Genomic DNA, 25,708 nt, shown 5'->3' on the forward strand with positions numbered 1-25,708 from the left:
GTCCCGTGTTCCCGGCTCAGCCGGTGTGCCGGTCGTCGTGCGGCCGCCCCTGCGCGCCGCCCGGCTGGTGGGCGGCGGGCGGACCGTGGTGCGTGGTGGCCTCGGCGACCTGCCTGAGCGCCGACGCCGTGGCCGTGTCGCCCACCTTGGCGGGCTGTTCCTGCACGTGCTGCTCCGCCGGTTCGTGCCGGTGGCCGGAGGGGGTCAGCCGGTCGCCGGGGCCGCGGTCGGCGAGCGACTCGGAGGCGGGTTCCGGCTCCCCTCCGGTCCGGGCGGGGGCACCTCGCCGCTCGTCGACGGCGGCCGGTGCGCCGCCGTCCGGGGACCGCGTGCCCTCCGGACGCGGTCCGGGGCGCGGCTGGGTGAGCCAGGCGACGGCCGCGCCGGTCAGCGCCACCGGCCACTCGACGACACCCGCCACACCGAGCACGCCGGCTCCCGTGTAGACGGCCATCCGGCGCCCGCGCGGGGACACGGCGCCGATCGCGTCCAGGGCGCCGCCGGCCACCCTGCCCACCTGCTCCGCACCCGGCAGATGCCGCAGTCCCGAGGCGACGGCCCGCAGCGGCTGCGGAAGATCCGACGAACGAGATGTGTTCTGATCCATGTCGACCTCCACCGGCGCGTCACCCAGGGTCGTTCTTCACGTTCCCTGCCTTTTGTCCCATATTCAGTCGTGGCCGGTTGTGGCGCTTTTCTTGTACCCCCTGTGGTGGTCCGCGCGTCCCGCGGCGGTCCCCGCGCGGTGCGGCGGCGGGCGGTTCGCACGCCGTGCCCGTCCGTCCGTGTCGGAGCGGGCGCGCCGGGTACTCAATGCGGCACACAGGACCGTCCCGGGCAGGACACCGGGCGGCGGCCGTGCGGAGTGCGGCCGGTGAAGGCATCGGGGAAGGAGTGGTCATGACGGAGAACGGTGAGGACGCCACGCTCGTCCGGCGCCCGGGGACCCCGGACCTCCGTCTGGCCACGGGCGCCCCGGGACAGGTGTCCCCGGCCGCCGCGGCCCGGTACGACGGACGGTCCGAGGAAGGGGAACCCGACCTGCCCCGCGACCGCAACCAGGCCATCCTGGAGGCGGCCAAGCAGGTCGGCGCGGTGCTGAAGCGGGCCGGCCACCACTTCGCGCTGGCCGGCAGCGTCGCCGTCCACGCCCACGGCGGGAGCGGCAACCTCCAGCACGACGTCGACTTCTGCGTCCGCCCCGAGGACGCCGAGCCCGTGGCCGCCACGCTGCGCGAGGCCGGGCTGACGGTCTACACCCCGCCGGAGGACTGGCTGATCAAGGCCACGTGCTTCGGCCAGGACGTCGACATCATCTTCGAGCTGGCACACCGGCCCGTCTCCCTGGAGATGCTCGACCGGGCGGAGGAGCTCTCGGTGGAGTCGGTGCGCATGCCGGTCCTGGCGCCCACCGATCTGCTGTGGAGCCTGATGGCCGCCTTCTCGGAGCACCACTGCGACTTCGGTGCGGTGCTGCCCATCGCCCGCGCCCTGCGCGAGAAGGTCGACTGGGAGCGGGTGCGGCACGACTGCGGCGACGAGCCCATGCCCGCCGCCTTCTTCTTCCTCCTGGAACGCCTGAACGTCATCTGACACGTCCGCGGAAGGAACATCATGAAAGCCCACGACGCCGCATCCGCAGGCGGCACGCCGGCGGCGCGGAGCCCGGAGTACCGCGTCGCCCATCTCCAGGACCGTCTCGCCTCCGGCGAGCTCGGCGAACTCGGCGTGCGCATCGAGGTCCGCGGCGAGTCCGTGCTGGTCACCGGGACCGTTCCCTCGGCCCAGTGCCGCGAGGACGTCCTGGGCACCGTGCGCGAGGAGCTCAGCGGGCTCGAGGTGCACTGCGACATCGTGGTCAGCGAGACCTCGTCCCCCGATCACGCGGAGGAGCTGTCATGATCCGGATCGCCGCCGTCGGGGACATCCACATGGCGCCCGAGACCAAGGGGGCGCTGCGCCCCGCGTTCGAGACCCTGCCCGAGTGCGCCGACCTCCTGCTGCTGGCCGGGGACCTCACCCGGCACGGCACGCCCGAGGAGGCCCGCGTGGTGGCCGACGAGATCCAGGGGCTCGGGGTCCCGGTGGTCGCCGTGCTCGGCAACCACGACCACCACGACGGCCGGCCGGACGAGGTCACGGCCCTCCTGCGGGACGCCGGCGCCCACGTCCTGGAAGGGGAGGGGACGGTCGTGGACGGCGGGGACGTCCGGATCGGGGTGGCCGGCACCAAGGGGTTCGGCGGCGGGTTCGCCGGGCGCTGCGCCGGGGAGTTCGGCGAACCGGTGATGAAGGAGTTCGTCCAGCACTCGCGCCGGTGCGCCGACGGCCTGCGGACCTCCCTGGAGCGGCTGGGGAAGGAGGGCTGCGACGTGCGGATCGCCCTCACCCACTACTCCCCCGTGCCGGAGACCCTGGCCGGGGAGCCCCTGGAGATCTATCCGTTCCTCGGCAGCTACCTGCTGGCCGAGGCGATCGACACGGCCGGTGCCGACCTCGCCGTGCACGGGCACGCGCACGCCGGCACGGAGCACGGCATGACCACCGGGGGCGTCAGGGTGCGCAACGTCGCCCAGCCGGTCATCGGCCGCGCCTTCCACGTCTACCACCTGCCGGTCCCGGAACGGGCGCGCACCGGCGCCGGCGCGCGGGTGACGACCGGCTAGCCCGGCCGCCCCGCTCCCCCGCCCTCCCCAGCGCCGTCGGTCCGCACCGGCGGCGCTTCTCGTTGCCCGGCGTGCGTACCGCCTCCCGCGTGAACACCCCGCACGGCACGCCCGTTTCATGCATTTCGTCTGCTTAACATGCAGGCTCCGCGTTCCGCGGCCGATGTCGCCACACCACGGCCCGGGGCGCGGACCGCACCCGTCGCCGGCCCGCACCCGTCGCCGCCCCGCGCGGGGCGAGGGCCGGAGCCGTCCGCCGGTCGTGCCGTTCGCCGTCGCGCCCCGACCCGCAGGAGAGGACACCAGATGGCACCGCCGGGCCGTCTCCGACCACCGTCCGAACGCGCCTTCACCCCGCACGAGGCCGAACTGCGCGCCGCCGCGCGCCATCCGGCGCGCCGTCGGTTCCTGACCGTCACCGCGGCGGCCGCCGCCCTCGCCTTCGCCACCGGCCTGCCCGCGCGCGGCGCCTTCGCCGCGCCCGAGCTCCCGGCGGCCCGGATCACCCGGGACCCGTTCACGCTCGGCGTCGCCTCCGGGGACCCGCTGCCCGACTCGGTGCTCCTGTGGACCCGGCTCGCCCCGGCCCCCTTCGAGGCGGACGGAGGGCTCGGGCAGCAGCGGGTCGAGGTCTCCTGGGAGGTCGCCCTGGACGAGTCCTTCGCCGCGGTCGTGCGGCAGGGCACCGCCCTGGCCCACCCCGAGTACGCCCACAGCGTGCGCGTGGACGTGCAGGGCCTGGCACCCGACAGCCACTACCACTACCGGTTCCGCACCGGCACCTGGATCAGCCCCGCCGGACGCACCCGCACCGCTCCCGGCCCGGGCAGCGACACCGCGAGCCTGCGGCTGGCCGCCGTCGCCTGCCAGGCGTACCACGACGGCTACTACACCGTGCACCGGCACCTCGCGCAGGAGGACGTCGACGTGGTGTTCCACCTCGGCGACTACCTCTACGAGTACGCCGTGGACTCCGCGGGCGGGGCCCGCGGCTACACCGACGCCGTGCTGCCGGACGTGTTCGACCGCGAGACGACGACCCTGACGGACTACCGGCTGCGCTACGCGCTCTACAAGAGCGACCCCGACCTGCGTGCCGTCCACGCCGCCCACCCGTTCGTCGTCACCTGGGACGACCACGAGACGGAGAACAACTACGCGGGCGCCGTCGACGAGAACGGCAGCGACCCGGAGCAGTTCCTGGTGCGCCGCGCCGCCGCCTACCGCGCGTACTGGGAGAACCAGCCGCTGCGCGCCGACCGGCTCCCCCGGGGCCCCGACGCCCGGCTGTACCGCAGGCTGCACTGGGGCACCCTCGCCCAGTTCGACGTCCTCGACACCCGCCAGTACCGCTCCGACCAGGCCTACGGCGACGGACTGCACGTCCCCGGGCCGGAGTCGGACGACCCGGCGCGCACCCTCACCGGGGACGCCCAGGAGCGCTGGCTGATCGACGGGTGGGCCGCCTCGACGGCGCTGTGGAACGTGATGCCCCAGCAGGTGTGCTTCTCGCAGCGCAAGTTCGACCTGACCGGCGAGGCGAGGCTCTCCATGGACGCCTGGGACGGCTACCGCGCCGGCCGCGGCCGTCTCGTCGCGGGGGCGAAGGCGGCCGGCGCCGCCAACTGGCTGGTGCTCACCGGCGACGTCCACGCGGGGTACGCCTTCGACATCAAGGACGACTTCGACGACCCCGCCTCCGCGACCCTGGGCACGGAGCTGACCTGCACCTCCGTCGCCAGCGGCAGGGACGGCGCGGAGCGGCCGGCCAACTGGGACACCCTCGTGCGGGCCAATCCCCACCTGAGGTTCTACGACGGCCGGCGCGGCTTCGTGCGGGTCGAGCTGGGCCGGACCGCCGCCCGGGCCGACTTCCGGGTCGTCCCCGCCGTGACGACGCCCGACGCGCCCGTGTCCACGGCGGCCTCCTTCGTCACCGAGGCCGGCTCGCCCGGCCTGCAGCCCGTCTGACGCCCCGGAACACGTCCGTCGCGCCCCGGTACTGCACATGGCGTCCGTTCGCCCACCAAAGCGCGAAAGCGGACCGCCCGCGACATCGCCCCCGGCGCGGCGGGCAAGGCCTAGGGGTGTCTGACGCTCCCCGCCGGGCGCGCGACAGCTCCACCCCGAACGAAGGAGACGTACCGAATGGCCCACAGACATGCCCGGACGGCGCGCCGGTCGGCCGCCACCGCGATCGGAGCTCTGGTGCTCGCCGGCCTCCCCGCCGCCGCGGCGGCCGACTCCGCGCCCGTGGCGGGGAACGCGCCGAGCGCCGCACGGACCCTCGGCGCCGACCGGCCGTCGCCCCCTCTGCTCGGCGCCCTCCAGCGCGACCTGGGACTGACGCCGGCTCAGGCGTCCGAACGGCTGGTCAACGAGGCGGAGGCGGGCACCCGCGCGGGCCGGCTGCGCCTCGCCCTGGGCGACCGGTTCGCCGGGGCCTGGGTGCGCGGCGACACCTCCCGGGAGCTCACGGTCGCGACCACCGGCGCCGAGGACGTGCCGGCCATCGAGGCCCAGGGCGCGAAGGCCGTCGTCGTGGAGCGGACGCTGGCCGGCCTCGAGGCGGCCAAGGCGAAGCTGGACGCGGCGGCCGACCGCGTCAAGACCCTCGACACGCCCGTGTGGTACGTCGACGTGCCGAAGAACCGGGTCGTGGTGCAGGCGACGAGCCAGGAGGCGGGGGCCGCCTTCGTCGAGGCCGCGGGGCTCGAGGGCGAGGACGTCGGGATCCGCATGACGCAGGAACGGCCGCGTCTGCTGCAGGACATCACCGGTGGCGACGCCTTCTACATCGAGGACTCCGCGCGCTGCTCCGTCGGCTTCTCCGTCACCGGGGGCGAGCAGCCGGGCTTCGTCACCGCCGGCCACTGCGGCCGCCCCGGCGACACGACGACCGGGTACGACCGGACGGCGCAGGGCACCTTCCGGGCCTCCACCTTCCCCGGCGAGGACATGGCGTGGGTGGCCACCGGCGACCAGTGGACGCCCACGCCCGACGTCAAGGCGCAGGACGGCCAGGAGGTGCAGGTCACCGGCTCGGTACAGGCGCTCGTCGGGGCGTCGGTGTGCCGCTCCGGCTCTACCACCGGATGGCACTGCGGGACCATCGAGCAGCACGGCACGAGCGTCAGCTACCCGCAGGGCAGGGTCGACGGGCTGACCCGGACGACGGTGTGCGCCGAACCGGGCGACTCCGGCGGGCCGTACGTCGCGGGCGCCCAGGCGCAGGGCGTCACCTCCGGCGGCTCCGGTGACTGCACCGGCGGCGGCACGACGTTCTACCAGCCGGTCAACCCGGTCCTCGCCGACTTCGGGCTCACGCTGACCACGGCCGCCGCGCAGGTGACGACGCCGGCCCCGCAGGACGGCACCGCGCAGGAGTGGGCCGCGGGCCGCGTCTACGAGGCCGGGGACACGGTGACCCGCGACGGCGTGCGCTACCAGTGCCTGCAGACCCACCAGGCCCAGGGCGCGTGGGCGCCCGCCGGCACACCGGCCCTGTGGCAGCGCCTGTGACCCCGTGACCGGTACGGGCCCCTCGGCGCCGGCGGCGGCCTCCTGCCGCGGCCGGCGCCGGCCTGTTCCCCGGGAGGGGCCGGGGCCGCCCGTCCCCCTCGGCGGGCAGGACCCGCGCGGTGGCCGCGAACGGGTGGCGGGCGCGGGAACGGCGGGTGTCAGGACGGCGCGCGGTGAGACCCGGTGGATACGCGGCACCCGACCGCACCTCACCGACGCCGAGGAGGCACACGTGGCCCGCACCGTCGACGACGTCCACCGGGACATCCGCGCGGAGGTGGCCGGCCGGGCCGACGCGCTGTGGGACGTCGCCCTCCGGCTGCACGCCGACCCCGAGTACGCCTTCGCCGAACACCGGGCGGCGGCCCTGCTGTCGGGCGAGCTGGAACGGGCCGGGTTCGAGGTGGAGCGCGGGACGGCCGGGATGCCGACCGCGTTCACCGCGCGCTCGGGCGGTCACCGCCCCGCCGTGGCCCTGCTGTTGGAGTACGACGCGCTGCCCGGCCTCGGCCACGCCTGCGGCCACAACCTCATCGCGGCCGCCGGCCTGGGCGCCGCGCTCGCCCTGCGGGCCGTGCCGGAGACGGCCGGCGCGGGGGGCGTGCTGGCGGTGGGCACGCCCGCCGAGGAGGGCGGCGGCGGGAAGGCCCTCGAGGTGGAGGCCGGGGTGTTCGACGAGGTCGACGCGGCGCTGATGTTCCACCCCGGCGTGTACGACTGGGCGCGGGCGCCGCTGACCGCGCAGGTGCAGTACCGGGTGGCGTTCCACGGGCGCGCGGCACACCCCACCGGCAACCCGACCGAGGGGATCGACGCGCTCGCGGCGCTCGTGGAACTGTTCAACGTCCTGGCCGTGCTCGGACGCCGGCTGCCGGAGGGCTCGCACGTGCAGGGCATCGTCACCCACGGCGGCACGGCCACCAACATCGTCCCCGAGTACGCCGAGGGCCTGTTCGGGCTCCGCGCCGCCACCACCCGGGCGCTGGAGGAGCTGACGGACCGTCTGCGGGTGTGCGCCGACGGCGTGGCCCGCGCCACCGGCACCACCGTCGAGGTGGAGCGGGCCACCGTGCGCTACGAGCACTTCCGCGACAGCGAGGTGCTCTCCGAGCGGTTCGCCGCGCACCTGTCCCGGTCGGGTATCGCGCTGACCCCGCCCGCCCCGGGCGTGTACCTCGGGTCGTCGGACGTCGGCAACGTCAGCGCCCGGGTGCCCGCGATCCACCCCTTCGTCGCGATCATGGGGGCGGACGGCTCCGACCACACCCCCGGGTTCGCCGCGGCCGCCGCCTCCCCGCGGGCCCGCGAGGTGCTCGTCGCCGCGGCCGGGGCCCTGGCGTGCACCGCGGCGGACGTGCTGCTCCGCCCCGAGGTGCGGCAGGAGGCCTGGGCGCGGCACCACGAGGAGCGCGCGGGCTGAGGCCGCGCCCGCCGGACCGTCCCGCCTACCGGACCGCCCCGGCGCCGCGGCCGTCCCCCGCCGCGGTCCTCACGGCGGTCCCCGCGGTGGTCCCGGCGTCGGGCCGGCGCACGTCGGCGAGGAGGACGCCGCTGTGCGGGCGGGTCGGGACGCGGTTCAGCGGGATCGTGAGGTTCTGCTCGGGCACCGTGTACTCCAGCCGGGCCAGCCGCACCGCGAGCGCCTCCAGCACGCCGATGGTGATGCCCTCGCCGGGGCAGCGGTGGCCGGTGGCCGGGTCGCCGCCGCCCTGCGGGATCAGCTCGTCGCGCTCGACGGGCCGTTCGAGGAAGCGCCGCGGGCGGAAGGCGTACGGATCGCCCCACAGCGACGCGTCGTGGTTCTGCCCGTACACGTCGAGCACCACCAGTCCCCCGGCCGGCACCCACTCGCCCCGCCAGAACAGGTCCCGTGCGGCGAGACCGCCGAGGAACGGCACGAACGGGTAGAAGCGGCGCACCTCGTGCGTGAACGCCGCGGTGAACGCGGCGTCGCCGTCCGCCAGGGGCGCGCGGTGCTCCGGCCACCGGTGCAGGGCGTGCGCCGTGAAGGCGACGAACCAGGCGACGGCGGCCGTCGGGCGGACGACGTTGAGCAGTTCCACCGCGGCCGTCTTCTCGTCGAGCGGCTCGCCGTCCGCGTCGCGGTGCCGGCACACCAGGTCGAGCACCGAGTCCGCGGGGGCGGTGGCCTCGCCGGACCGCACGTCCCGCACCAGCCGGGCCAGCCGGTCCTCCTGGCGGGCGCGGGCGCGCCGGGCCCGCAGGTGACGCGGCCCGGCGGTGGCGAAGCCGTCGACCATCGCGATCATGTCGCGGGCCACCGCCCCGGCCGCGGAGTCCTCCAGGGGTATCCCGGCCCAGCGGTGGACGCCGAGGGTGAGCACCGTGCTCGCCTCGTCGAACAGCACGACGGAGCCGCGCCGGCCCCACGCGGGCACGGCGTCGTCCCAGGCCGCGGTCACCTGCTCGACCAGCCCGGCGACGCGGCCGGGTGCCAGCAGCGGCAGGAACAGGGCCTTGCGGGCGCGGTGGGCGTCACCGTCGAGGGTGTGCACCGCCTCGTGGCCGAACAGGGTGGAGAGCACGGGCTCGGGTATCGCGCGGTGCCGGTGCACGTTGTGCTCGTCGTAGAAGAACCGCACGGCTTCCGGTCCGCGCAGCGCGAGTGCGGGCCGGCCCAGGAGCCGGGTGCGCACCACGGGACCGGTGCTGTCGCGCATCCGGTTGGGCAGCCAGGCGTAGCCCTCGGCGAGCAGCGGCAGGGTGCGGTCGATCAGGGGGCGGCTGAGTACGTCCATGGTCGCCGGGTGCCCCGGCGGATCACCGGGACACCCCGCCGGGGGGCGAGCCGCCCGAACGGGTGTGTCCGAGACCACGTGCCGAACGAGGTGCGGATCACGTCGGGACGGACGGGCCGGGGACTACCGTGCCGGTGAGGTTCCCCTTACTTCACCCGTTGGGACGGCCCGGCAGTGCAAGCAGATCTCTCCCCGGTCATCGCGGCGACCGCGCAGTGGCTGACCCGTTCCTTCCCCGCTCCCGGCGGGGCGCTCGCCTCCGCCCTGTGCGAGGTGCAGGCACGGCAGGCCGTGACGGTCGCGGCGTGGCTCAGGTACCCGACGGCGATGGACGCGGCCCTGCTGGGGCTGGCCGGCCCCGGCGGTTCGGCGCGGCTCGACTGGGTCACCGGCGCCGACACGGGCGAGGACGTCGCGGCGGACGCCTGGCGCACCTGGGTCGACGAGGTCGTGGCCAGCTGGGCCGCCTGCCTGCTCACCGACCCGGAGCTGGCCTCCCGCGCGGTGGCCGTGCTCGGCCGGGGCGGCGGGCACACGGGCGGCCTGCCGACCGAGTTCCGGCGGCTGCTCGCCCCCGACGAGACCGACCGGAGCGCGGCGGCGCTGCTGCGCCACCCGGACCTGCTCGCGCCCGTGGCCGGGCTCCACCACTCCGGCCTGCTCGACCGGCTCGACCCGGACCACACCCTCATCGCCTGAGCCGCCGCGCGAGCCCGGCGGGGCCCGCCCTCGCCGGCCGCGCCGCCCGCCCTCCGCGCCCGGGGTCCGCCGGGACGGGCCCCGCACCGCCCGCCGCGCACCGCGAACGCGCCGTCACCACGCCTCCCACCTGTGAGAACCGTGTGCCGGCAGCCGTCGTCACGCTCCGTCATTCACCCGATCGCAGTACACGGCCGTGCCGCGTCCACGCCGTCGGCCCACCCTGATCCGAGGGGTGCCCGACACCCCCGGGGCTCGACGGCCCGGCCCGGCGCCGCAGGCCCCCGGCCGGCCCGGTTCCCGACGCCTCCGACGGAGGGCTGAGCGACATGACCACCGCCATATCCCGGAACTGGGAGCACGCCGTCGTCACCGGCGGCGCCGGATTCGTCGGCTCCCACCTGTGCGCCGCCCTGCTGGACGCGGGCGCCGCCGTCACCTGCGTGGACGACTTCAGCACCGGCCGGCCGGAGAACATCTCCCCGCTGCTCGAACGGCCCGGGTTCACGCTGGTGCAGGCCGACGTGGCCGAGGAGCTGCCGGTGCGGCGGCCGCCCGACCTCGTGCTGCACTTCGCCTCCCCGGCCTCCCCCGCCGACTACCTGCGGATGCCGCTGCACACCATGGAGACGGGCAGCCTCGGCACCCGCAACGCCCTGCGGCTCGCCCAGGCCGCCGAGGCCCGCTTCGTCCTGGCCTCGACCTCGGAGGTCTACGGCGACCCCCAGCAGAACCCGCAGGACGAGCGCTACTGGGGCAACGTCAACCCGGTCGGCCCGCGCAGCGTCTACGACGAGGCCAAGCGCTTCGGCGAGGCGCTGACCACCGCCCACGCCGAGACCCACGGCACCGACACCTGCATCGTGCGGCTGTTCAACACCTACGGCCCGCGGATGCGCGGCCACGACGGCCGTGCCGTGCCGACCTTCGTACGGCAGGCGCTGGCCGGCGAGCCCCTCACCGTGACCGGGGACGGGCAGCAGACCCGGTCGCTGTGCTACGTCGACGACACGGTGCGGGGCGTCCTCGCGGCCGCCGCCCACGGGATGCGCGGCCCGGTCAACATCGGCAATCCCGGCGAGATCACCATGCTGGACCTGGCCCGCCTCGTCGTCGAACTCGCCGGTTCCGGGTCGGAGATCCGCTTCATCGAACGCCCGGTGGACGATCCGGCGGTGCGCTGCCCGGACATCACGCTGGCCCGGGACAAGCTCGGCTGGGAGCCGAGGGTGGACGCCGAGGAGGGGCTGCGGCGCACGATCGCCTGGTTCCGCGCCGGGGCGGACCGCTGACCGCGGGCCGCCCCGAGCCGGCCCACGGGCACATGACGGCCGCACCGGCGGGGCCCGCCGACCGGGCCGCCGGGGTCTCCGACGGCCCGGCGCCCGCGGCGGGGCCGCTCGATCCGCGGGGGGCGGCGGGCCGCTCGGGTCAGGCGGCCGTCTCCAGCGCGGCCCGGCCGGTCACGTCGCCCTCCCCCGTCCGCAGCGCCACCGGCGTGGTGGTCCTGCGGCCCCTCAGCAGGTGGCCCGCCCCGATCGTCCCGGCGATGATCAGTCCACCGCTGATCAGGGCGCCGCGCGGTCCGGCCAGCTCCATGAGGAGGCCGAGGGCGGGCGGGCCGCCCAGGCTCCACACGGTGCCGACGCTGCTCCAGACGCCGAGCACGCGTCCGCGCAGACGGGCGGGCGGGTCGGTCTGCAGGACGGCCGTTCCCGCGGTGTCGGAGACGGACTCGACGACGGCCATCGGCAGGACCAGCACCAGCAGCACGGCCAGCGACGGGGACGTCCCCGCCACCACCTGCAGCAGCCCGCCCGTCGCCGCCAGCGCGCCGACGAGGCGCACGGACGGCCTGCGCAGCCGCGCGCCGAGCACCGCGCCGATGATCCCGCCGACGGCGAGGACGGTGGACACGGTGCCGAACGCCCCGGCGCCACCCGCGAGCGGCCCGGTGACCAGGACGGCGAGCGTGAGCCCGTAGTTGCGGCCGAAGACCGCGCTGACCCCGGTGACCCCGGCGAGCGCGAGCAGGCGCGGCCGGCGCGCGAAGAAGGTCAGCCCCTCCCGCACGGTCATGTCCCGCTGGGGGCGCCCGCCCTTTCGGGCCACGGGCCGGGCCGCTCCCGGCGCCGGGCGCAGGAAGGGGATGACCGCGGTCACGAAGAGGAAGGAGAACCCGTTCGCGAAGTAGGCGGCACAGGTGCCGAGGAACCCGACCGTCACCCCGGCGAGCGCGGCGCCCGCGAGCCGGCCCGCGTTGAACACCAGCGCGCCCACTCCGATGGCGGAGGGCACGTCCTCGGCCGGGACGAGGTCGTTGCCCAGCAGGGCGCAGGCCGGGTTGTCGACGGTGGCGACGATGCCGGTGACGGCGGCCAGCACCATCAGGGACGTCATGTCGAGCCGGTCGAGCGCCACCAGGGTGGCCGTGGTGAACGCGATCAGGGCCAGCAGCGCCTGGCTGACGGCGGCCGTCGGCTTCCGCGGCCACCGGTCGACCGCCGCGCCGCCGAGGACGCTCATGAGCAGGGCCGGCGCGGCCTGGACGGACATGGACAGGCCCGTCGCGGCGGCGGATCCGGTGATCTGGAGGACCAGCAGGTTCTGGACCGTGAGCTGCATCCAGGTACCGGCGTTGGACACGAAGTTCGCCACGGACCACCAGCGCATGCTGCGGTGCCTCAGCGACCGCCAGGGCGAGCGTGACGCGGCTTCGGCGGCCGGGGCGGTGGGGACCGGCACGGGGGTGGACCGGGCGGGGGTGGGTGAGGAAGACACAGTGCGCCACTCGGAGACGAGTCGAAGGACTCTGGGGAGGGTGCGGGAAGCGGAACACCGGCTGCGCTGCGCGGCGGCTCCCGTCACCGGGACAAGGCGCGGACCATCGTGGCAGAAGGGACCGCCGAGTCGGTTCCGAACGTCCGGGCGTCACCGCGGGGCGCGCACCAAACGCGCTGCTGTGTCGGGTACTTGGGATGACGAGTGGGGTTGATCACAGCGGCCGGGCACGAGGGTGCGGGTGGGGGCACGCGGAAGGGGCCCGCCGCCGGAGCGACGGGCCCCTTCCGCGGCGCCCGGACACGCCCTCGTGTGGCCCGGGTCTCGTCAGGCGTGCTTGCCGCGTCCGCTCAGCGCGTCGCGGATCCGGTCGACCATGCCGGTTCCCGGTGCCAGCAGCTTGTTCGCCGGGGGCTTGTCCGGGGCGGCGGGGTGCGGCCGGGTCGGGGCCGTCTTCTTGGCCTGCCGGACCTTGTCGCCGAGCTGGTCGAGCTTGTCCGGGGAGCAGGAGGCGCGCAGCATGGGGAACAGGTTCTGCTCCTCGTCGGCGATGTGCCCGCGGATCTCGGTCATCAGCATGCCGACGAGCCGGTCGAACTCGGCGTCGCCCGCGTCGCAGCCCTCCAGGTCCTTCATGATCTGCTCGGCCTTGGCGTGGTCCTCGAGCTCCCGGTCGGCCAGGGCGTCGCCGTTCTCCACGTGCTCGCGCACGGCCGGGTAGAGGTACGCCTCCTCGGCCACCGAGTGCCGGACCAGCTCGATCGTGGCCCGGTCGGCGTACACCTTGCGGTCCTCGTGGCCGGGCGGCAGCGCCTCGATCCTGCCGAAGAGCTCCTCGACCTCCCGGTGGTCGGTCACCAGCTCGTCGATGACGTTTCCGCCGTGTCCCATCCCTCTTCACCTCCGGTTCGTGGTGGCACCCGGCCGGGGCCACCCGGCACCGGGTCCCCCGGCCTCCCGGGGGCTAACGCGGCCGGAGGGGTCAGCGGGGCAGCACGGCGCGGACCCGGCCGGCCGCCGAGGCGGGGCGGGTCCCGGCCCGGAAGGACCGCTGCACGAGGCGGGCGTCGCGGCGCAGGTCGTGGGCGGCGTGCCGGCTGCGCCACAGCAGCGAGGGGGCGGCGCCGGTGTCGTCGGCGGCGATCAGCAGGCCGCCGAGCATCGACAGGTTCTTCAGGAAGTGGATGAGCTGCTGGCCGCGCTGCTCCGGGTCCTCCTCCTCCCAGAACCGGTGTCCCGCGAGCGTCGTGGGCACGAGCGTGGCGGCGAGCGCGAGCGCGGCGGGGCGGGGCATGCGTCCGGCGGCCAGCAGCAGCCCGGCCACGACCTGGACGGCGCCGCTCAGCCGTACGGCCTGCTCGGTGCTGTCCGGCAGCACCGGGACGCGGTCGGTGACGGGCCGTACGACGGGCTCGGCGACCGGGACGACGTTCTTGGGGTGGCGGACGGATTCCAGTCCGCCCGCGACGAACATCGAGGCCAGCATCGGGCGGCCGACGACGCGCAACAGACTCATGGCCTTCTCCTGGGGTGTCGGTGGTGCGGGCTCGCCGGGTTCCCTTCCGGGCGGGGACCATTCGGCGGGCCCGCACGGGCCGGTCCGGTCAGCCCTGCGCGGACTGCTCCGTCCGGCTCCAGGCGTACTGCAGCCAGTCCGCCGCCGTGACGGCGGTCAGGCCGGCGCACAGCAGGCGGGCCGCCCTCGGCGCGCAGGCGTACGTGCAGACCAGGCCGCCGGCCACCCAGGCGGAGGTGCAGAAGGGGCAGGACACCAGGTCGCCCACGGCGCGGCGCGCCCCGTTCCCGCGGGGCTCGTCCATCACCTCGCCGGCCTCGGCCTCCCTCTCCCGCCGGGTGAACGGCGCCCGGAGGAAACTGGTGATCTTGTCCTTGGACAGCAGCCGGGAGCCCCTGAACGTCGCCGTCGCCAGCAGGACGAGGTCCCAGGGCGGCACGGTGTCGGGCAGCCGCACCCCGCGGCGCCGGGCCACCACAGTGAACAGGGCGACGCTCGCCGCGAACGTGGTGGCGAGCGCGGCGTAGCCGCCCAGGGGCGTCCCGCCCTCGTCGTAGTCGGATTCCTGCGCCGTCATGGCACCTCCTCGGCTTCGGTACGGCCGGAGTGCCCCCCTGCTCCGCCGTCACACGCGGCAGTGCGCGTCCTCACCAGAACCGGGTGGTGAGCGCGGGCTGGTGGACCGCCTCGACGGCGTCGCGCAGGCGCAGGGCGACGGCGATGGTGGCGCGCAGGGCCGAGGGCCGTACGCTCTGGGCGGTCTCGGTGGCCAGGACCAGCAGGCAGGACGCCGCCTGTTCCACCATGGAGACCGGGAGGGTGTAGTCGCTGTCGGCGGCCGCGCGGAACGCCTTCAGCGGGGCCCCCGCTCCCTCGACGGTGCGCCGGGAGGCCTGCTCCAGGTGCTGTGCGGCCTGTTCGCACACGGTGGCGGGCAGGGTGAGGGTGCGCTGGAACGGTGAACTCGTCATGCCGGAGTGCTCCCCCGGGACGGCCCGTTCGATCGGCGGACGGCGGGTTTTTCACCGTCCCGCGTGACCGGCCGGCCGCGCGTGGGGGGGCGCGGGGCCCCGTACCCTGGGGGCCTCGTCCGTACCGTCCGCACAGGTGAGGAGCCCCGCCCATGACCGTGCGTCCCGGTCCGGCGGTCCAGGGCGGTGACGGGCCGGGGGCCGTCGCGGCGCGGTTCACCGGGCGGGCGGTCACCGGCGAGCGCCCGTTGTCCGGTTCGCTCACCGAGGTCTCCCTCGACGACGGCCGGGTGGTGATCGTCAAGCGCGCCGACGGCGCGGAGGCGGCCCGGGCCGAGGCGGCGGGGCTGCGCTGGCTGGCCGGGGCGGGGACGGTGCGGGTGCCGGCCGTGCACGGGCACGACGAACGCCGGCTGGTCGTCGACCGGGTGGCGCAGGGGCGGCCCGGGGAGCGGGCGGCTGTCCGGTTCGGCCGCGATCTGGCCCGGCTGCACGCCGCGGGAGCGCCCGCGTTCGGGGCGCCGCCGCCGGGCGGTCCGGTGGAGGCGTTCGTCGGGCCCGCCCCCATGCGCAACGTCACCGGTGACGACTGGCCGCACTGGTACGCCGAGCACCGGGTGCTGCCGTACCTGCGCCGGGCGGTCGACGACGGCACCGTGCGCCGTGCGGAAGCGGGTGTGGTGGAGCGGGTGTGCGAGCGGTTGCCGGAGCTCGCCGGGCCCGCCGAGCCGCCCGCGCGGCTGCACGGCGACCTGTGGAACGGCAACGTGCTGTGGGGCGCCGACGGGCACGTCCGGCTGATCGATCCGGCCGCGCACGGCGGGCACCGGGAGACCGACCTGGCGATGCTCCGTCTCTTCGGCTGCCCCCGGCTGGACGCGGTCCTGGAGGGCTACCGGGAGACGGCGCCGCTCGCCGGCGGGTGGGAGACACGCGTCGGCGTGCACCAGCTGTTCCCGCTGCTGGTGCACGCCGTGCTGTTCGGCCGCGGCTACGCCGAGCGGGCGCTCGCCGTCGCGCGGTCGGTGGCGGCCGGGTGACCGCTCACCGGGTCACCACGTGCCGTTCGTCGGGCACGCAGTGGGTCATGGTGAGTCCCTCCACGTCGCGCGGCGGGTTGTCGCCGAGGCTGGCCAGCCGCTTGCGGTCCTCGTCCGTGAGGTCCTGGCTCGCGAGCGGTTCCAGGTGGGCGACGTCCTCCGGCATGATCCCGAGCCCCTCGCCGACCCGGCGGCCGAGGTCGTTCTCCACCAGCAGGAAGTGCCACACCATGCGCTCCTGCACCTCCCGGTCGCACTGGGAGATCAGGGTGACGAAGTTCTTCACCAGGTCGTCGCGCTCCCAGTCCTCCATCAGCAGGTAGCGCTGGCCGGCCTGCAGGTAGTCGTTGGTGCGCGGGATGCGCTTGCGGGTGAGCCGGCCCCGGATCTCCGGGCCCTGGTCGTCGTGCGTCGGGTACTGGCCCTCCCGCAGACCGCCGGTGATCGACGGCTCGTAGTTCACGTGCGGGTTCTCGCCGCCGCCGTCGACGTAGTACGTCATCTGGCCGTCGCGCTGGTTGGTGCGCACCTCGGCGTTCTTGGCCTGGTTGACCGGCAGTTGCAGGTAGTTCGGGCCGACCCGGTGGCGCTGGGTGTCGCTGTAGGAGAAGGTCCGGCCGACGAGCATCTTGTCGTCGGAGAAGTCCAGGCCGTCGACGAGGACGCCGGTGCCGAAGGAGATCTGCTCGTTCTCGGCGAAGAAGTTCTCCGGCATCCGGTTCAGCACCATCCTGCCCACCGGCTTCGGCGGGAAGTCCTGCTCGGGCCAGGTCTTGGTGTCGTCCAGCGGGTCGAAGTCCAGTTCCGGGTGGTCGTGGTCGTCCATCATCTGGACCAGCAGTTCCCACTCCGGGTACTCGCCGCGCGCCACCGCCTCGTAGAGGTCCTTGGTGGCGTGACCGAGCCCCTGGGCCTGGACGTTGGCCGCGTCCTCCTCGGTCATGCTGCGCACGCCCTGCTTGGGCATCCAGTGGTACTTGACCAGCTTGGTGTCGCCCTCGGCGTTGACCCACTTGTAGGTGTTCACGCCGAAGCCCTGCATGTGGCGGTAGTCCGCGGGGATGCCGCGCGGGCTGAACAGGTTGACCAGCATGTGCATCGACTCCGGTGTCTGCGACATGAAGTCGAAGATGCGGCGCGGCTGCTGCTCGAAGGTGACGGGGTCGGGCTTGAGGGCGTGGATGACGTCCGGGAACTTGATCGCGTCCCGGATGAAGAAGACGCCCAGGTTGTTGCCGACGAGGTCCCAGTTGCCGTCCTCGGTGTAGAACTTCACCGCGAAGCCGCGGGGGTCGCGGGCGGCCTCGGAGGAGTCGCGTCCGCCGATGACGGTGGAGAAGCGGACGGCCAGGTCCGTGCGCTTGCCCTCCTCCTGGAAGAGCTTGGCCCGGGTGTAGCGGGAGATCGGCTCGTCGCCCCACTTCCCGTACGCCTCGAAGTAGCCGTAGGCGGTGACGCCGCGGGCGTGCACCACGCGCTCGGGGATGCGTTCCCGGTCGAAGTGGCTGATCTTCTCCAGGAACTGGTAGTTCTCCAGCGTGGCCGGGCCGCGGGCGCCGACCGTGCGCTGGTTCTGGTTGTCGTAGACCGGATGGCCCTGCCGGTTGGTGAGTACCCTGCGCTCGTCGCCGGGAGCGGGACCCTGGCTCGATACGTCCGTCATGATCGTGAGCTCCTTCGGCTGCTCATGGCTGGTGGCGGGCGGGCCGGGACGGGCGGTGCCGGCCGCCGGCCGGTCGTGGCGGACGGCCCGGGTACCCGGCGCCGCGACGTCACTCACGCCACGGCGGTCCAATCTTGAACATTCCGGGCCGGGGTCGGCGCACGGCCGTCGCGCGCGTTCCACCGGTGTGTGCGTACGAGGGTCATGCTGCCGCGGATCGCACGGGACGGCGACTCGGAGCACCCGGACGGTCACGCACGGTGGCCACGGAGGCGCGGCGGTCCGGTCCCCGGGACGGCGAAGGGCCCGGACACCGGGTCGCCCACGGTGTCCGGGCCCGGAGGAGCGGCGTGCTCAGCTGCCGCTGAGCCGTGCGCGCAGAAGCTCCTTGCCCAGCTCGGCGCCCTTGCGGCTGTCCGCCTGAGCCTTGCGGAAGAGGTCGGCGACCTCGGTGTCCTTGGCGCGCTCGGCGTCCTGGATGTAGGTCTCCAGGCGCAGCGCGTTGCTCAGGCACGCCTCGACGTACCAGATCAGGTTGTAGTCCTTGTCCTGCGTGCCGGTCACGCCGCCGGTCTCCGTCTCGCTGGTCATTGAGGCCTCCTGTTCGCGGTGCTCTCGTCACGGGTCCGCCGCCCCGATCCGCGTCGTCCGGGCGGCGGGCCTCCACAGCGCGGGCCGAGTACCCGTCCTCGCCGGGGGCACACCGTGCCGACGCGAGCGGCGCCGCGGAAGCGGCGTGCCGCGGGCCGCCGCACCGTGCGGGGGCGCGGCGGCGCGGCGGTGACGACGCGGGCCGCGCCGGGGGCGGTTCGCCGCCAGGGGCCGGGACGGCCGGGGCCGGCGGCCGCGTCGGCGCCGGCCCGTCCGGGTTCCACGGCGGCCGTGCGGCCGAGAAGCGGCGGGGGCACCGACCGGTCCCCCGTTCCGGTCGTGCCCCCGCGATGGCTCGAACCTATGCGGAGCGGGGACGGCGTGTGTACCGCACCGATGCCCGCTGCGGCGGCCCGAGGGCTCATCCGTGCACAAGTGAGTCCGAAAGACCCGGCTTCGTCCCGTGCGGCGCGCACGGGACGCGCGTGGACGAGGGCCCGGGCCGGGGGTTCACCCGGGCGGGGACGCCTGCGGCACGCCCGTGAACACCGGCTGTTCCAGGTCGCCCACCGCCAGATGGGCCAGGACGACCTCGTACAGGTCGGTTCCGGCCGCCAGGAGCTGGCGCTCGAGGACCGGCTCGGCGCCGCGCACGTGCTCGCGGACGGTCTGGGCGTGGACGCCCAGCGCCTGCGCGGCCCGCTCGGCGTTGCCCCCGGCCGCGATCCAGGTGCGCAGGGTGCGGCGGAGGTTGCGGGCGTCCCGGTCCAGCCGGCCCAGCAGGTCCTGCGCCCAGGCGCGCACGGCGGGACCGGCCAGCAGGTCGGCCAGGCGCGGGGAGGCCGCGCCGGGGTCGGCACCCGACTGCCCGTCCAGGAGGTTGATCTGGGTGTGGAGCGCCAGGTGCACGACGGCACGGGCGGTGAGGTCGTCGAAGTCGGCGCCTAGCATGGTCTCGACGCGTTCCATGCGGGCGCGCACGGTGTTGCGGCTCACGCCGAGCACCTTGGCCGTGTTGACGGCGGTGAACTCCAGGCCGAGGCGGGTGGTGGCGAGGAGTTCGGCGCGGACGTGGTGCGGCAGCGCGTCGAGCGGGCGCAGCACCCGCGCCGTCCAGCCGCGCAGCGCCGCCGGGTCGACCAGCCGCTCGGGATGGGTGCGCTCGGCGTACACGGCCGTCTTGTCCGCCCGGAAGTGCGCCACCGCGAGCGCGCTGACGGCCTGTCCGTACGCGGTGGCGGTCCGGGCGAGGCTCTGGCGGGCACTGCCGCCGAGGAAGGTGTCCGGGTGCCGTCCGACCAGGGACCGCAGATCGCCGGCGGTGGCCTCGCGGGGGCTGACGACGATCACGTGTCCGTCCATGGCCGGACACCGCACGACCAGCGCCTCCTCCCCCGTGGTGTCCAGGCACTCCTCCGCGAGCCGGTCGCGCCGTCCCGGGTCGGACTCGACGACGTAGACGCACGCCATGTCGGCGTCGAGCAGGCCCGGCCACAGTCCCGCGGCGACCCGGCGGGCCGCGACGGTGTCCTCGACCATCAGCAGCTGCAGGATCGCCAGCCGCAGATCGGCGGTGGCCCGCCGGAGCCGGTGCCCGGCCGCGGTGGACTCGTGCGCGGTCAGCAGGAGTTCGACCACCTGGGCGGTGTGCGTGACGACGTCGGAGGCGTGCCGGTCGAAGGGAGCGTCGCGGGAGACGGCCAGGACGCAGGTCCGCGAGGGGTGCCCGACCCTCACCAGACGCAGGTGGCGCCCCTCCCCCTCCCAGGCGGCGGAGGCGATCCGGCCGGAGGTGATGTCGGCGACCAGCACCTCGTCCAGCGGCAGCCGGACCCCGGCGAGAAGCGTGCCGTCGGCGTCCCGCAGGCACACCGACGCCCGCACGGTGCCGGCCAGCCAGTCGACGACCCTGCGGACGTCCCGTCCGGCCGGCCGCAGGTGCTCGAGCAGCTCCCGCGCCCACGCCGGGTGCACCCCGGCCGTCGTCCCCGTCCCCCGGATGCCGCCGCCCGTCACCTCGGCCTTCCCCTCGTTCGTCCGCCGTTCCCGGCCCAGGTCAGGGACGTTACCCCACCCGTGCGCGGAGCCCGGCCCCGGCGGGCGCCCGCGTCCGGGACGACGGGGCCGGAGCCCCCGCGCGCGGTCCGGCGCGTGCGGTCCGCCCTCCGCGGACGGCATAAGCTCAGTGAATGGCGAAGTACTTCGACGTGCACCCCGACAACCCCCAACCGCGCACCATCGCCCAGGTCGCCGACAGCATCCGCTCCGACGCCCTGATCGCATACCCCACGGACTCGTGCTACGCACTCGGCTGCCGTCTGGGCAGCCGCGACGGCATCGACCGGATCCGCACGATCCGCAAGCTGGACGACCGGCACCACTTCACCCTCGTGTGCCGGGACTTCGCGCAGCTCGGCCAGTTCGTGCGGATCGACAACGACGTGTTCCGCGCGGTCAAGGCGTCGACTCCGGGCAGCTACACGTTCATCCTGCCGGCGACGAAGGAGGTGCCGCGCATGCTGCAGCACCCGAAGAAGAAGACGGTCGGCGTGCGCATCCCCGACCACGTCGTCACCCAGGCCCTGCTCGCGGAGCTCGGCGAACCTCTGCTGTCCAGCACCCTGCTGCTGCCCGGCGAGGACGAGCCGATGACCCAGGGCTGGGAGATCAAGGACCGGCTCGACCACATGGTGGACGCGGTCCTCGACTCCGGCGACTGCGGCACCGAGCCGACGACGGTGATCGACTTCTCGGGCGGCGAGGCGGAGATCGTGCGGCACGGCGCCGGCGACGTCACGCGGTTCGAGTAGCGCCGGGCCGGGCCCGGGGTGTCACGGCGGCCGTGACCCGCCCCGCGCCGGGGGAACGGGCCCGGCACCCACCGCGGTTCGCCGGCGACGGGACGCGGGGCGGGAGCCCCCGGTGCCCCGCGCCGGCCGTGCCGCGGCCGACGCGGGGCGCTCGGTGCGCGGCGCCGGCAGGTGTCCGCGCCGGCCGGTCACCAGCGTCCCGGCGCGGTGCCGGCGAGCGGCTCCGAGGGACGGCCGTCGACACCGACCGGCACGTCACCGGCGAGCATCACCCGGTGCATGATCCGCGGGTGGTCGGTATGGGCGGTGTCGCCCGGGGCCAGGTGGATGGTGGCCCGGTTGTCCCAGAACGCCACGCTGCCCGGCTCCCAGCGGAACCGCACGGTGTACTCGGGCCGGGTCGCCTGCTCCAGCAGCATCTGGAGGACGGCCGCGCTCTCCGGCCGGGACAGGCCGGTGATCTGCTCGACGTAGTAGCCGTTGACGAACAGCACACGCTCGCCGGTCTCGGGGTGGACGCGCACCAGCGGGTGCTCGGAGGCGGTCTGACGGTCCAGCAGGTGGCGCACGTAGGCGTCGTCGCCCGGACGGGGCTGGTAGCCGACCCCCAGCCGGTGCTCGGCGCGCAGCCGGTCGGCGAACTCCCGTACCGGGGAGGACAGTCCGGCGTAGGCCGCGGCCAGGTTCGACCAGGTGGTGTCGCCGCCGTACGGCGGAACGGTCTCGGCGCGCAGGATCGTCGCGGCGGGCGGGTCGACGCGGGCGCCGTGGTCGCAGTGCCAGCCGCGCAGCAGGGTGTGGCGCCGGCGCCGCAGCCACTCGTCGTGCTCCATGCCGAACCGCCCGCCGAGCTCCAGCCGGTCGGCGGTCGTCTCGATCTCGGGGAAGTCCGGCGGGGACGCCTTGCCGCGCCGGGGCAGCACGACCGGTTCGCCGAACCGGCGCGCCAGCGCCACGTGTCCGGCGTGGTCGAGGCGCTGCCCGCGGAAGAACACCACTTTCCAGCGCAGCACCGCCGCCCTGATCGCGGCGATCACGGCGTCGTCGAGCCCGCCGGCGAGGTCGACACCGGTGATCTCGGCGCCGATGTGCCCGGCGACCGGACGCACCTCCACCGCCACGGCCCGCTCTCCGTCCGCCGCGCGGTCCCTGTCCGTCGTCATGCGTGTCCGCTCCGTCCGCTCCGTCGTCGCCCGTACGGTCCCCGTACGGACCGGCCCTCCGGGAGGATCGTGGCAGCGATACGGATCCGTGGCGACAGGGCGTCGGGGACGCCGCCGGCGGCAGGCCGGTCCGTCCGCCCGGTTGATCGCCCCCGCCGCGTCCCCGAGGCTGGACGCACGACACTGTCAACGGGAAGGCCTCGTCGTGATCAGCATCCCGACCCGCACCCTCAACGACGGCACGACGCTCCCCGCCCTGGGCCTGGGCACCTGGCCGATGGACGACGCCGGGGCGGAGCGCGCGGTGACCGCGGCCCTGGAGACGGGCTACCGCCTCGTCGACACCGCGGCCAACTACCGCAACGAGACCGGCGTCGGCCGTGCCGTGGCCCGGGCCGGCGTCCCGCGCGAGGAGATCGTCGTGACGACGAAGCTCCCGGGCCGCCACCACGGCTACGAGGAGACCCTCGCCTCCTTCGAGGAGTCCCGCGCCCGGCTCGGCCTGGAGTACGTCGACCTCTATCTGATCCACTGGCCGCTCCCCCGGGTCGACCGGTACGTCGACTCCTGGAGGGCCATGATCAGACTGCGCGAGGACGGGCTCGTCCGGTCGATCGGCGTCTCCAACTTCACGCCCGCCCACATCGAGCGGCTGGAGAAGGAGACCGGGGTGCTGCCCTCGGTCAACCAGGTCGAACTGCACCCCTTCTTCCCGCAGGAGGAGCTGCGCGCCCACCACGCGGACAAGGGCGTGCTCGTCGAGAGCTGGAGCCCGCTCGGCCGGGGCTCGCGGCTCCTGGACGACCTGGCCGTCGCCGCCGTCGCGGAGGCCCACGGGGTCACCCCGGCCCAGGCGGTGCTGCGCTGGCACATCCAGCTCGGCGCGCTCCCCGTGCCCAAGTCGTCGGACCCCGAGCGGCAGCGCGCGAACCTCGACGTCTTCGGCTTCGAGCTGGACGCCGCCCAGATGCGGACCCTCACCGACCGCGCCCACCGGCGGATCGGCGGTGACCCGGAGGTGCACGAGGAGTTCTGACCGGGTGCCCGGGCCCCGCTCACCCGCCCCTTCCCGGTGACCCCACCGCTTTTCGGCGGCCCCGCGACGGGACGTGAGCGGCGGCCCGGCGGATCAGCCGTCCGGCAGCGGCTGCTCCGCCCAGATCGTCTTGCCGCCGTCGGTCTGGCGGCTGCCCCAGCGCCGGGTGAGCTGGGCCACCAGCAGCAGGCCGCGGCCGCCCTCGTCGTAGGCGTGGGCGCGGCGCAGGTGCGGTGAGGTGGAGCTGGCGTCGGCGACCTCGCAGATCAGGGTGCGGTCGCGGATCAGCCGCAGCTGGACGGGGGGCGCGCCGTACCGGATGGCGTTGGTGACCAGCTCGCTGACGACGAGTTCGGTGACGAAGGCGATCTCGTCCAGCCCCCACGCGGTCAGCCGCTCGGTGGCCCACTGCCGGGCGGCGGGCACCTCGGCGGGGTCCGGCGGCACGTTCCTCGTGGCCACCTGCTCGGCGCCCAGCGCGCGGGTGCGGGACAGCAGCAGGGCCACGTCGTCGCCGGGCTCCCCGGGCAGTACGGCCTTCAGCACGCTGTCGCACAGGGAGTCCAGCGAGTCGGCGGGCACCGCCAGGGCACGGCGCAGCTCCTCGATGGCGTGGTCGATGTCGCGGCCGGGGGCCTCGACGAGGCCGTCGGTGTAGAGGGCGACGACGGAGCCCTCGGGCAGCCGGAGCTCCGTCACCTCGAACGGCAGCCCTCCGACGCCCAGGGGCGGCCCCGCGCTCAGGGGGACGAGCCGGCACGTGCCGTCGGGCAGCAGGAGAGCGGGAGCGGGATGCCCGGCGGAGGCCGCGGCCAGCCGGCGCGAGACGGGGTCGTAGACGGCGTACAGGCAGGTCGCGCCGAGCTCGCCCATGTCGTCGCGGTGGCCGGCGGCGAGGTGGGTGACCAGGTCGTCGAGGTGCGTGAGGAGTTCGTCGGGCGGGAGGTCCACGTCGGCGAGGGTGCGCACGGCCGTGCACAGCCGGCCCATGGCCGCCGTGGAGGGGATGCCGTGACCGACGACGTCGCCCACGACCAGGGCGACCCGGCTGCCGGCCAGCGGGATGACGTCGAACCAGTCGCCGCCGATGCCGGCCGCCGACCCGGAGGGCAGATAGCGGTGGGCGACCTCGACGGCCGCCTGCCCGGGCAGTTCCCGCGGCAGCAGGCTGTGCTGGAGCGTCAGCGCGGTGGCGCGTTCGCGGGCGAAGCGGCGGGCGTTGTCGACGCAGACGGCGGCGCGGCCGGCGAGTTCCTCGGCGAGGACGGCGTCGTCCGGGACGTACGGGTCGGGGTGGGTGGTGCGGACGGCGAGCGCGACGCCGAGCGTCGTGCCGCGGGCGCGCAGCGGCACGGCCAGCAGCGAGTGGACGCCGGCGGGGGCCGGGACACCGTCCACCGGCCGCGGTGCGCCGCGCTCGCGCATCCACCGGTCGAAGTCCGGCTCGCCGGCGCGTCCGAGCACCGCCCTGCCCTCCCGCAGTGCCCGCGCGGATGGGGAGGAGGGCGGGTGCGCGTCCGCCCGGCCGGGGGGCGCGTCCGTCCCGGGGGCGCCCCCGGTGGCGAAGCGGTGCGCCACGCGGCGCAGCGGGGCCTCGCTGTCCGGAAGAGCTGGTGGTTCCTCGGTGCCGAGGGCCCAGTCGAGCAGGTCGACGGCGGCGAAGTCGGCGAACCCCGGGACCAGGAGTTCCACCAGTTCCTCGGCGGTCCGGACGACGTCCAGGGTGGTGCCGATGGCGGTGGCCGCCCCGTTGAGCAGGGCCAGCCGCCGGCGGGCGTGGTGCTGCTCGGTGCTGTCGAAGCCCGCCATCGCGGTGCCGACGACCTCGCCGGCGGGACCCCGCACCGGCCACATCTCCACCTTCCAGGCGTGCAGCCGGGAGTCGCCGGGCGCCCGGCCGAAGCTCTCGTGGTGCAGGGGCTCGCCGGTCTCGGCGACGCGGCGCAGCTGCCGGTGGAGGCCCAGGGTGCGCTCGGTCCGCCCCACGACGTCCAGGAAGGAGCGCCCGAGCAGGTCCTCCTCGGACCTGCCCAGCGCCTCGCGGGCGAGATCGTTGAGCCGCAGGAAGCGCTGCTCGGTGTCGAGGACGGACACCGCCATCGACGCCTGCTGGAAGGCCTGTCCCACCAGGGGGCTCCCGACGGGTCCGGGCGGCCCGACGGTGATCACGTACCCGCCCGGCGCGTCGCCCGCGCCGGACACGGGGCAGACCGTCAGGTGGAGCGGTACGGGCCGGCCGTCGCGGTGGCGCAGCACCACGTCGCCCGACGGAACGGGCGGTGCGCCGGACGGCGTGTCCCCGGCGAGCAGTTCCCGTGCGGCCCGTCCCACGGCCTCCTCGGCCGGGTGGCCGGTCAGCCGCCGGGCACCCTCGCTCCACCCCGTCACGATGCCGCGGGCATCGACGACCACCGCGGCGGAGGCGTCCTCCATTGGTCCAGGATCATCCCATCGCCGCCCCGTCTCAACCTCGGCCGGGCACCCCGGGCGG

General features: G+C 75.3%; 23 protein-coding genes. 11 read left to right on the top strand and 12 right to left on the bottom strand.

Annotation, left to right across the window (positions count from 1 at the left end):
- Positions 1 to 16: 16 nt before the first annotated feature.
- A complete protein-coding gene (locus GL259_RS04805) occupies positions 17 to 607 on the bottom strand; it encodes a hypothetical protein (RefSeq protein ID WP_159529455.1) in 591 nt (196 codons plus the stop codon).
- Positions 608 to 900: 293 nt separating this feature from the next.
- On the opposite strand from GL259_RS04805, the gene GL259_RS04810 reads away from it, so the two are divergent.
- The 6 genes from GL259_RS04810 (at position 901) to GL259_RS04835 (ending at position 7,608) form a co-directional block, all read left to right on the top strand.
- Positions 901 to 1,593 (top strand): nucleotidyltransferase family protein, encoded by a 693-nt coding sequence (locus GL259_RS04810; RefSeq protein WP_159529457.1) that lies wholly within the window; start codon positions 901 to 903, stop codon positions 1,591 to 1,593.
- 21 nt (positions 1,594 to 1,614) lie between these two features.
- Complete coding sequence (locus tag GL259_RS04815) at positions 1,615 to 1,902, top strand: BON domain-containing protein (RefSeq protein WP_159529459.1); 288 nt, start codon at positions 1,615 to 1,617, stop codon at positions 1,900 to 1,902.
- Positions 1,899 to 2,666, top strand: coding sequence for a metallophosphoesterase (locus tag GL259_RS04820; RefSeq protein ID WP_159529461.1), 768 nt, complete (start codon positions 1,899 to 1,901; stop codon positions 2,664 to 2,666). Before GL259_RS04815 ends, GL259_RS04820 begins: the two co-directional genes overlap by 4 nt.
- A 306-nt stretch (positions 2,667 to 2,972) precedes the next feature.
- The gene (locus GL259_RS04825) at positions 2,973 to 4,637 is read left to right on the top strand and encodes an alkaline phosphatase D family protein (protein WP_159529463.1); all 1,665 of its coding nucleotides are present in this window, start codon (positions 2,973 to 2,975) and stop codon (positions 4,635 to 4,637) included.
- Positions 4,638 to 4,814: 177 nt separating this feature from the next.
- Complete coding sequence (locus tag GL259_RS04830) at positions 4,815 to 6,188, top strand: alpha-lytic protease prodomain-containing protein (protein WP_159529465.1); 1,374 nt, start codon at positions 4,815 to 4,817, stop codon at positions 6,186 to 6,188.
- Between the two features lie 232 nt (positions 6,189 to 6,420).
- The gene (locus tag GL259_RS04835) at positions 6,421 to 7,608 is read left to right on the top strand and encodes an amidohydrolase (protein ID WP_159529467.1); all 1,188 of its coding nucleotides are present in this window, start codon (positions 6,421 to 6,423) and stop codon (positions 7,606 to 7,608) included.
- A 25-nt stretch (positions 7,609 to 7,633) separates the two neighbouring features.
- Here the strand turns inward: GL259_RS04835 and GL259_RS04840 are convergent, their stop codons facing one another.
- Positions 7,634 to 8,947, bottom strand: coding sequence for a cytochrome P450 (locus GL259_RS04840; protein WP_159529469.1), 1,314 nt, complete (start codon positions 8,945 to 8,947; stop codon positions 7,634 to 7,636).
- Between the two features lie 174 nt (positions 8,948 to 9,121).
- On the opposite strand from GL259_RS04840, the gene GL259_RS04845 reads away from it, so the two are divergent.
- Both GL259_RS04845 and GL259_RS04850 read left to right on the top strand, forming a co-directional pair.
- Positions 9,122 to 9,646 (top strand): hypothetical protein, encoded by a 525-nt coding sequence (locus GL259_RS04845; protein WP_159529471.1) that lies wholly within the window; start codon positions 9,122 to 9,124, stop codon positions 9,644 to 9,646.
- Positions 9,647 to 9,975: 329 nt separating this feature from the next.
- Positions 9,976 to 10,938, top strand: a complete 963-nt coding sequence (locus GL259_RS04850; protein ID WP_159529473.1) for an NAD-dependent epimerase/dehydratase family protein — start codon at positions 9,976 to 9,978, stop codon at positions 10,936 to 10,938.
- 139 nt (positions 10,939 to 11,077) lie between these two features.
- On the opposite strand, the gene GL259_RS04855 is transcribed toward GL259_RS04850, so the two are convergent.
- The 5 genes from GL259_RS04855 to GL259_RS04875 form a co-directional block, all read right to left on the bottom strand.
- Entirely contained in the window at positions 11,078 to 12,391 is a 1,314-nt protein-coding gene (locus tag GL259_RS04855) for an MFS transporter (RefSeq protein WP_159529475.1), read from the bottom strand.
- Between the two features lie 363 nt (positions 12,392 to 12,754).
- Positions 12,755 to 13,318 carry a hemerythrin domain-containing protein gene (locus tag GL259_RS04860; RefSeq protein ID WP_159529477.1) on the bottom strand — a complete coding sequence of 188 codons (564 nt, stop codon included), beginning with the start codon at positions 13,316 to 13,318 and terminating at the stop codon, positions 12,755 to 12,757.
- A 91-nt stretch (positions 13,319 to 13,409) separates the two neighbouring features.
- Complete coding sequence (locus GL259_RS04865) at positions 13,410 to 13,943, bottom strand: DoxX family protein (protein WP_159529479.1); 534 nt, start codon at positions 13,941 to 13,943, stop codon at positions 13,410 to 13,412.
- A gap of 88 nt (positions 13,944 to 14,031) precedes the next feature.
- Positions 14,032 to 14,520, bottom strand: a complete 489-nt coding sequence (locus tag GL259_RS04870) for a DUF1360 domain-containing protein (RefSeq protein WP_159529481.1) — start codon at positions 14,518 to 14,520, stop codon at positions 14,032 to 14,034.
- A gap of 70 nt (positions 14,521 to 14,590) precedes the next feature.
- Positions 14,591 to 14,914, bottom strand: a complete 324-nt coding sequence (locus GL259_RS04875; RefSeq protein WP_159529483.1) for a hypothetical protein — start codon at positions 14,912 to 14,914, stop codon at positions 14,591 to 14,593.
- Positions 14,915 to 15,066: 152 nt separating this feature from the next.
- Here GL259_RS04875 and GL259_RS04880 point away from each other — a divergent pair, with 152 nt between their 5' ends.
- Positions 15,067 to 15,954 carry a fructosamine kinase family protein gene (locus tag GL259_RS04880; RefSeq protein ID WP_159529485.1) on the top strand — a complete coding sequence of 296 codons (888 nt, stop codon included), beginning with the start codon at positions 15,067 to 15,069 and terminating at the stop codon, positions 15,952 to 15,954.
- A gap of 4 nt (positions 15,955 to 15,958) precedes the next feature.
- Here the strand turns inward: GL259_RS04880 and GL259_RS04885 are convergent, their stop codons facing one another.
- The 3 genes from GL259_RS04885 to GL259_RS04895 all read right to left on the bottom strand — a co-directional run bounded on the left by GL259_RS04885 (position 15,959) and on the right by GL259_RS04895 (position 20,224).
- On the bottom strand, positions 15,959 to 17,617 hold the full coding sequence (locus GL259_RS04885) for a catalase (RefSeq protein ID WP_159529487.1): 1,659 nt from the start codon (positions 17,615 to 17,617) through the stop codon (positions 15,959 to 15,961).
- Between the two features lie 354 nt (positions 17,618 to 17,971).
- Entirely contained in the window at positions 17,972 to 18,208 is a 237-nt protein-coding gene (locus GL259_RS04890; RefSeq protein ID WP_159529489.1) for a hypothetical protein, read from the bottom strand.
- Positions 18,209 to 18,718: 510 nt separating this feature from the next.
- Positions 18,719 to 20,224 carry a helix-turn-helix domain-containing protein gene (locus tag GL259_RS04895; protein WP_159529491.1) on the bottom strand — a complete coding sequence of 502 codons (1,506 nt, stop codon included), beginning with the start codon at positions 20,222 to 20,224 and terminating at the stop codon, positions 18,719 to 18,721.
- 173 nt (positions 20,225 to 20,397) lie between these two features.
- Here GL259_RS04895 and GL259_RS04900 point away from each other — a divergent pair, with 173 nt between their 5' ends.
- Positions 20,398 to 21,018 (top strand): L-threonylcarbamoyladenylate synthase, encoded by a 621-nt coding sequence (locus GL259_RS04900; protein WP_166461426.1) that lies wholly within the window; start codon positions 20,398 to 20,400, stop codon positions 21,016 to 21,018.
- Positions 21,019 to 21,206: 188 nt separating this feature from the next.
- Here GL259_RS04900 and GL259_RS04905 read toward each other — a convergent pair whose 3' ends face one another.
- On the bottom strand, positions 21,207 to 22,181 hold the full coding sequence (locus GL259_RS04905; RefSeq protein ID WP_159529493.1) for a TauD/TfdA family dioxygenase: 975 nt from the start codon (positions 22,179 to 22,181) through the stop codon (positions 21,207 to 21,209).
- 205 nt (positions 22,182 to 22,386) lie between these two features.
- On the opposite strand from GL259_RS04905, the gene GL259_RS04910 reads away from it, so the two are divergent.
- Entirely contained in the window at positions 22,387 to 23,217 is an 831-nt protein-coding gene (locus tag GL259_RS04910; RefSeq protein ID WP_159529495.1) for an aldo/keto reductase, read from the top strand.
- Between the two features lie 93 nt (positions 23,218 to 23,310).
- On the opposite strand, the gene GL259_RS04915 is transcribed toward GL259_RS04910, so the two are convergent.
- Positions 23,311 to 25,650 carry a SpoIIE family protein phosphatase gene (locus GL259_RS04915; protein ID WP_159529497.1) on the bottom strand — a complete coding sequence of 780 codons (2,340 nt, stop codon included), beginning with the start codon at positions 25,648 to 25,650 and terminating at the stop codon, positions 23,311 to 23,313.
- Between the last annotated feature and the right edge of the window lie 58 nt (positions 25,651 to 25,708).

Source organism: Streptomyces sp. Tu 3180 (assembly GCF_009852415.1).
In the GTDB taxonomy this organism is placed as follows: domain Bacteria; phylum Actinomycetota; class Actinomycetes; order Streptomycetales; family Streptomycetaceae; genus Streptomyces.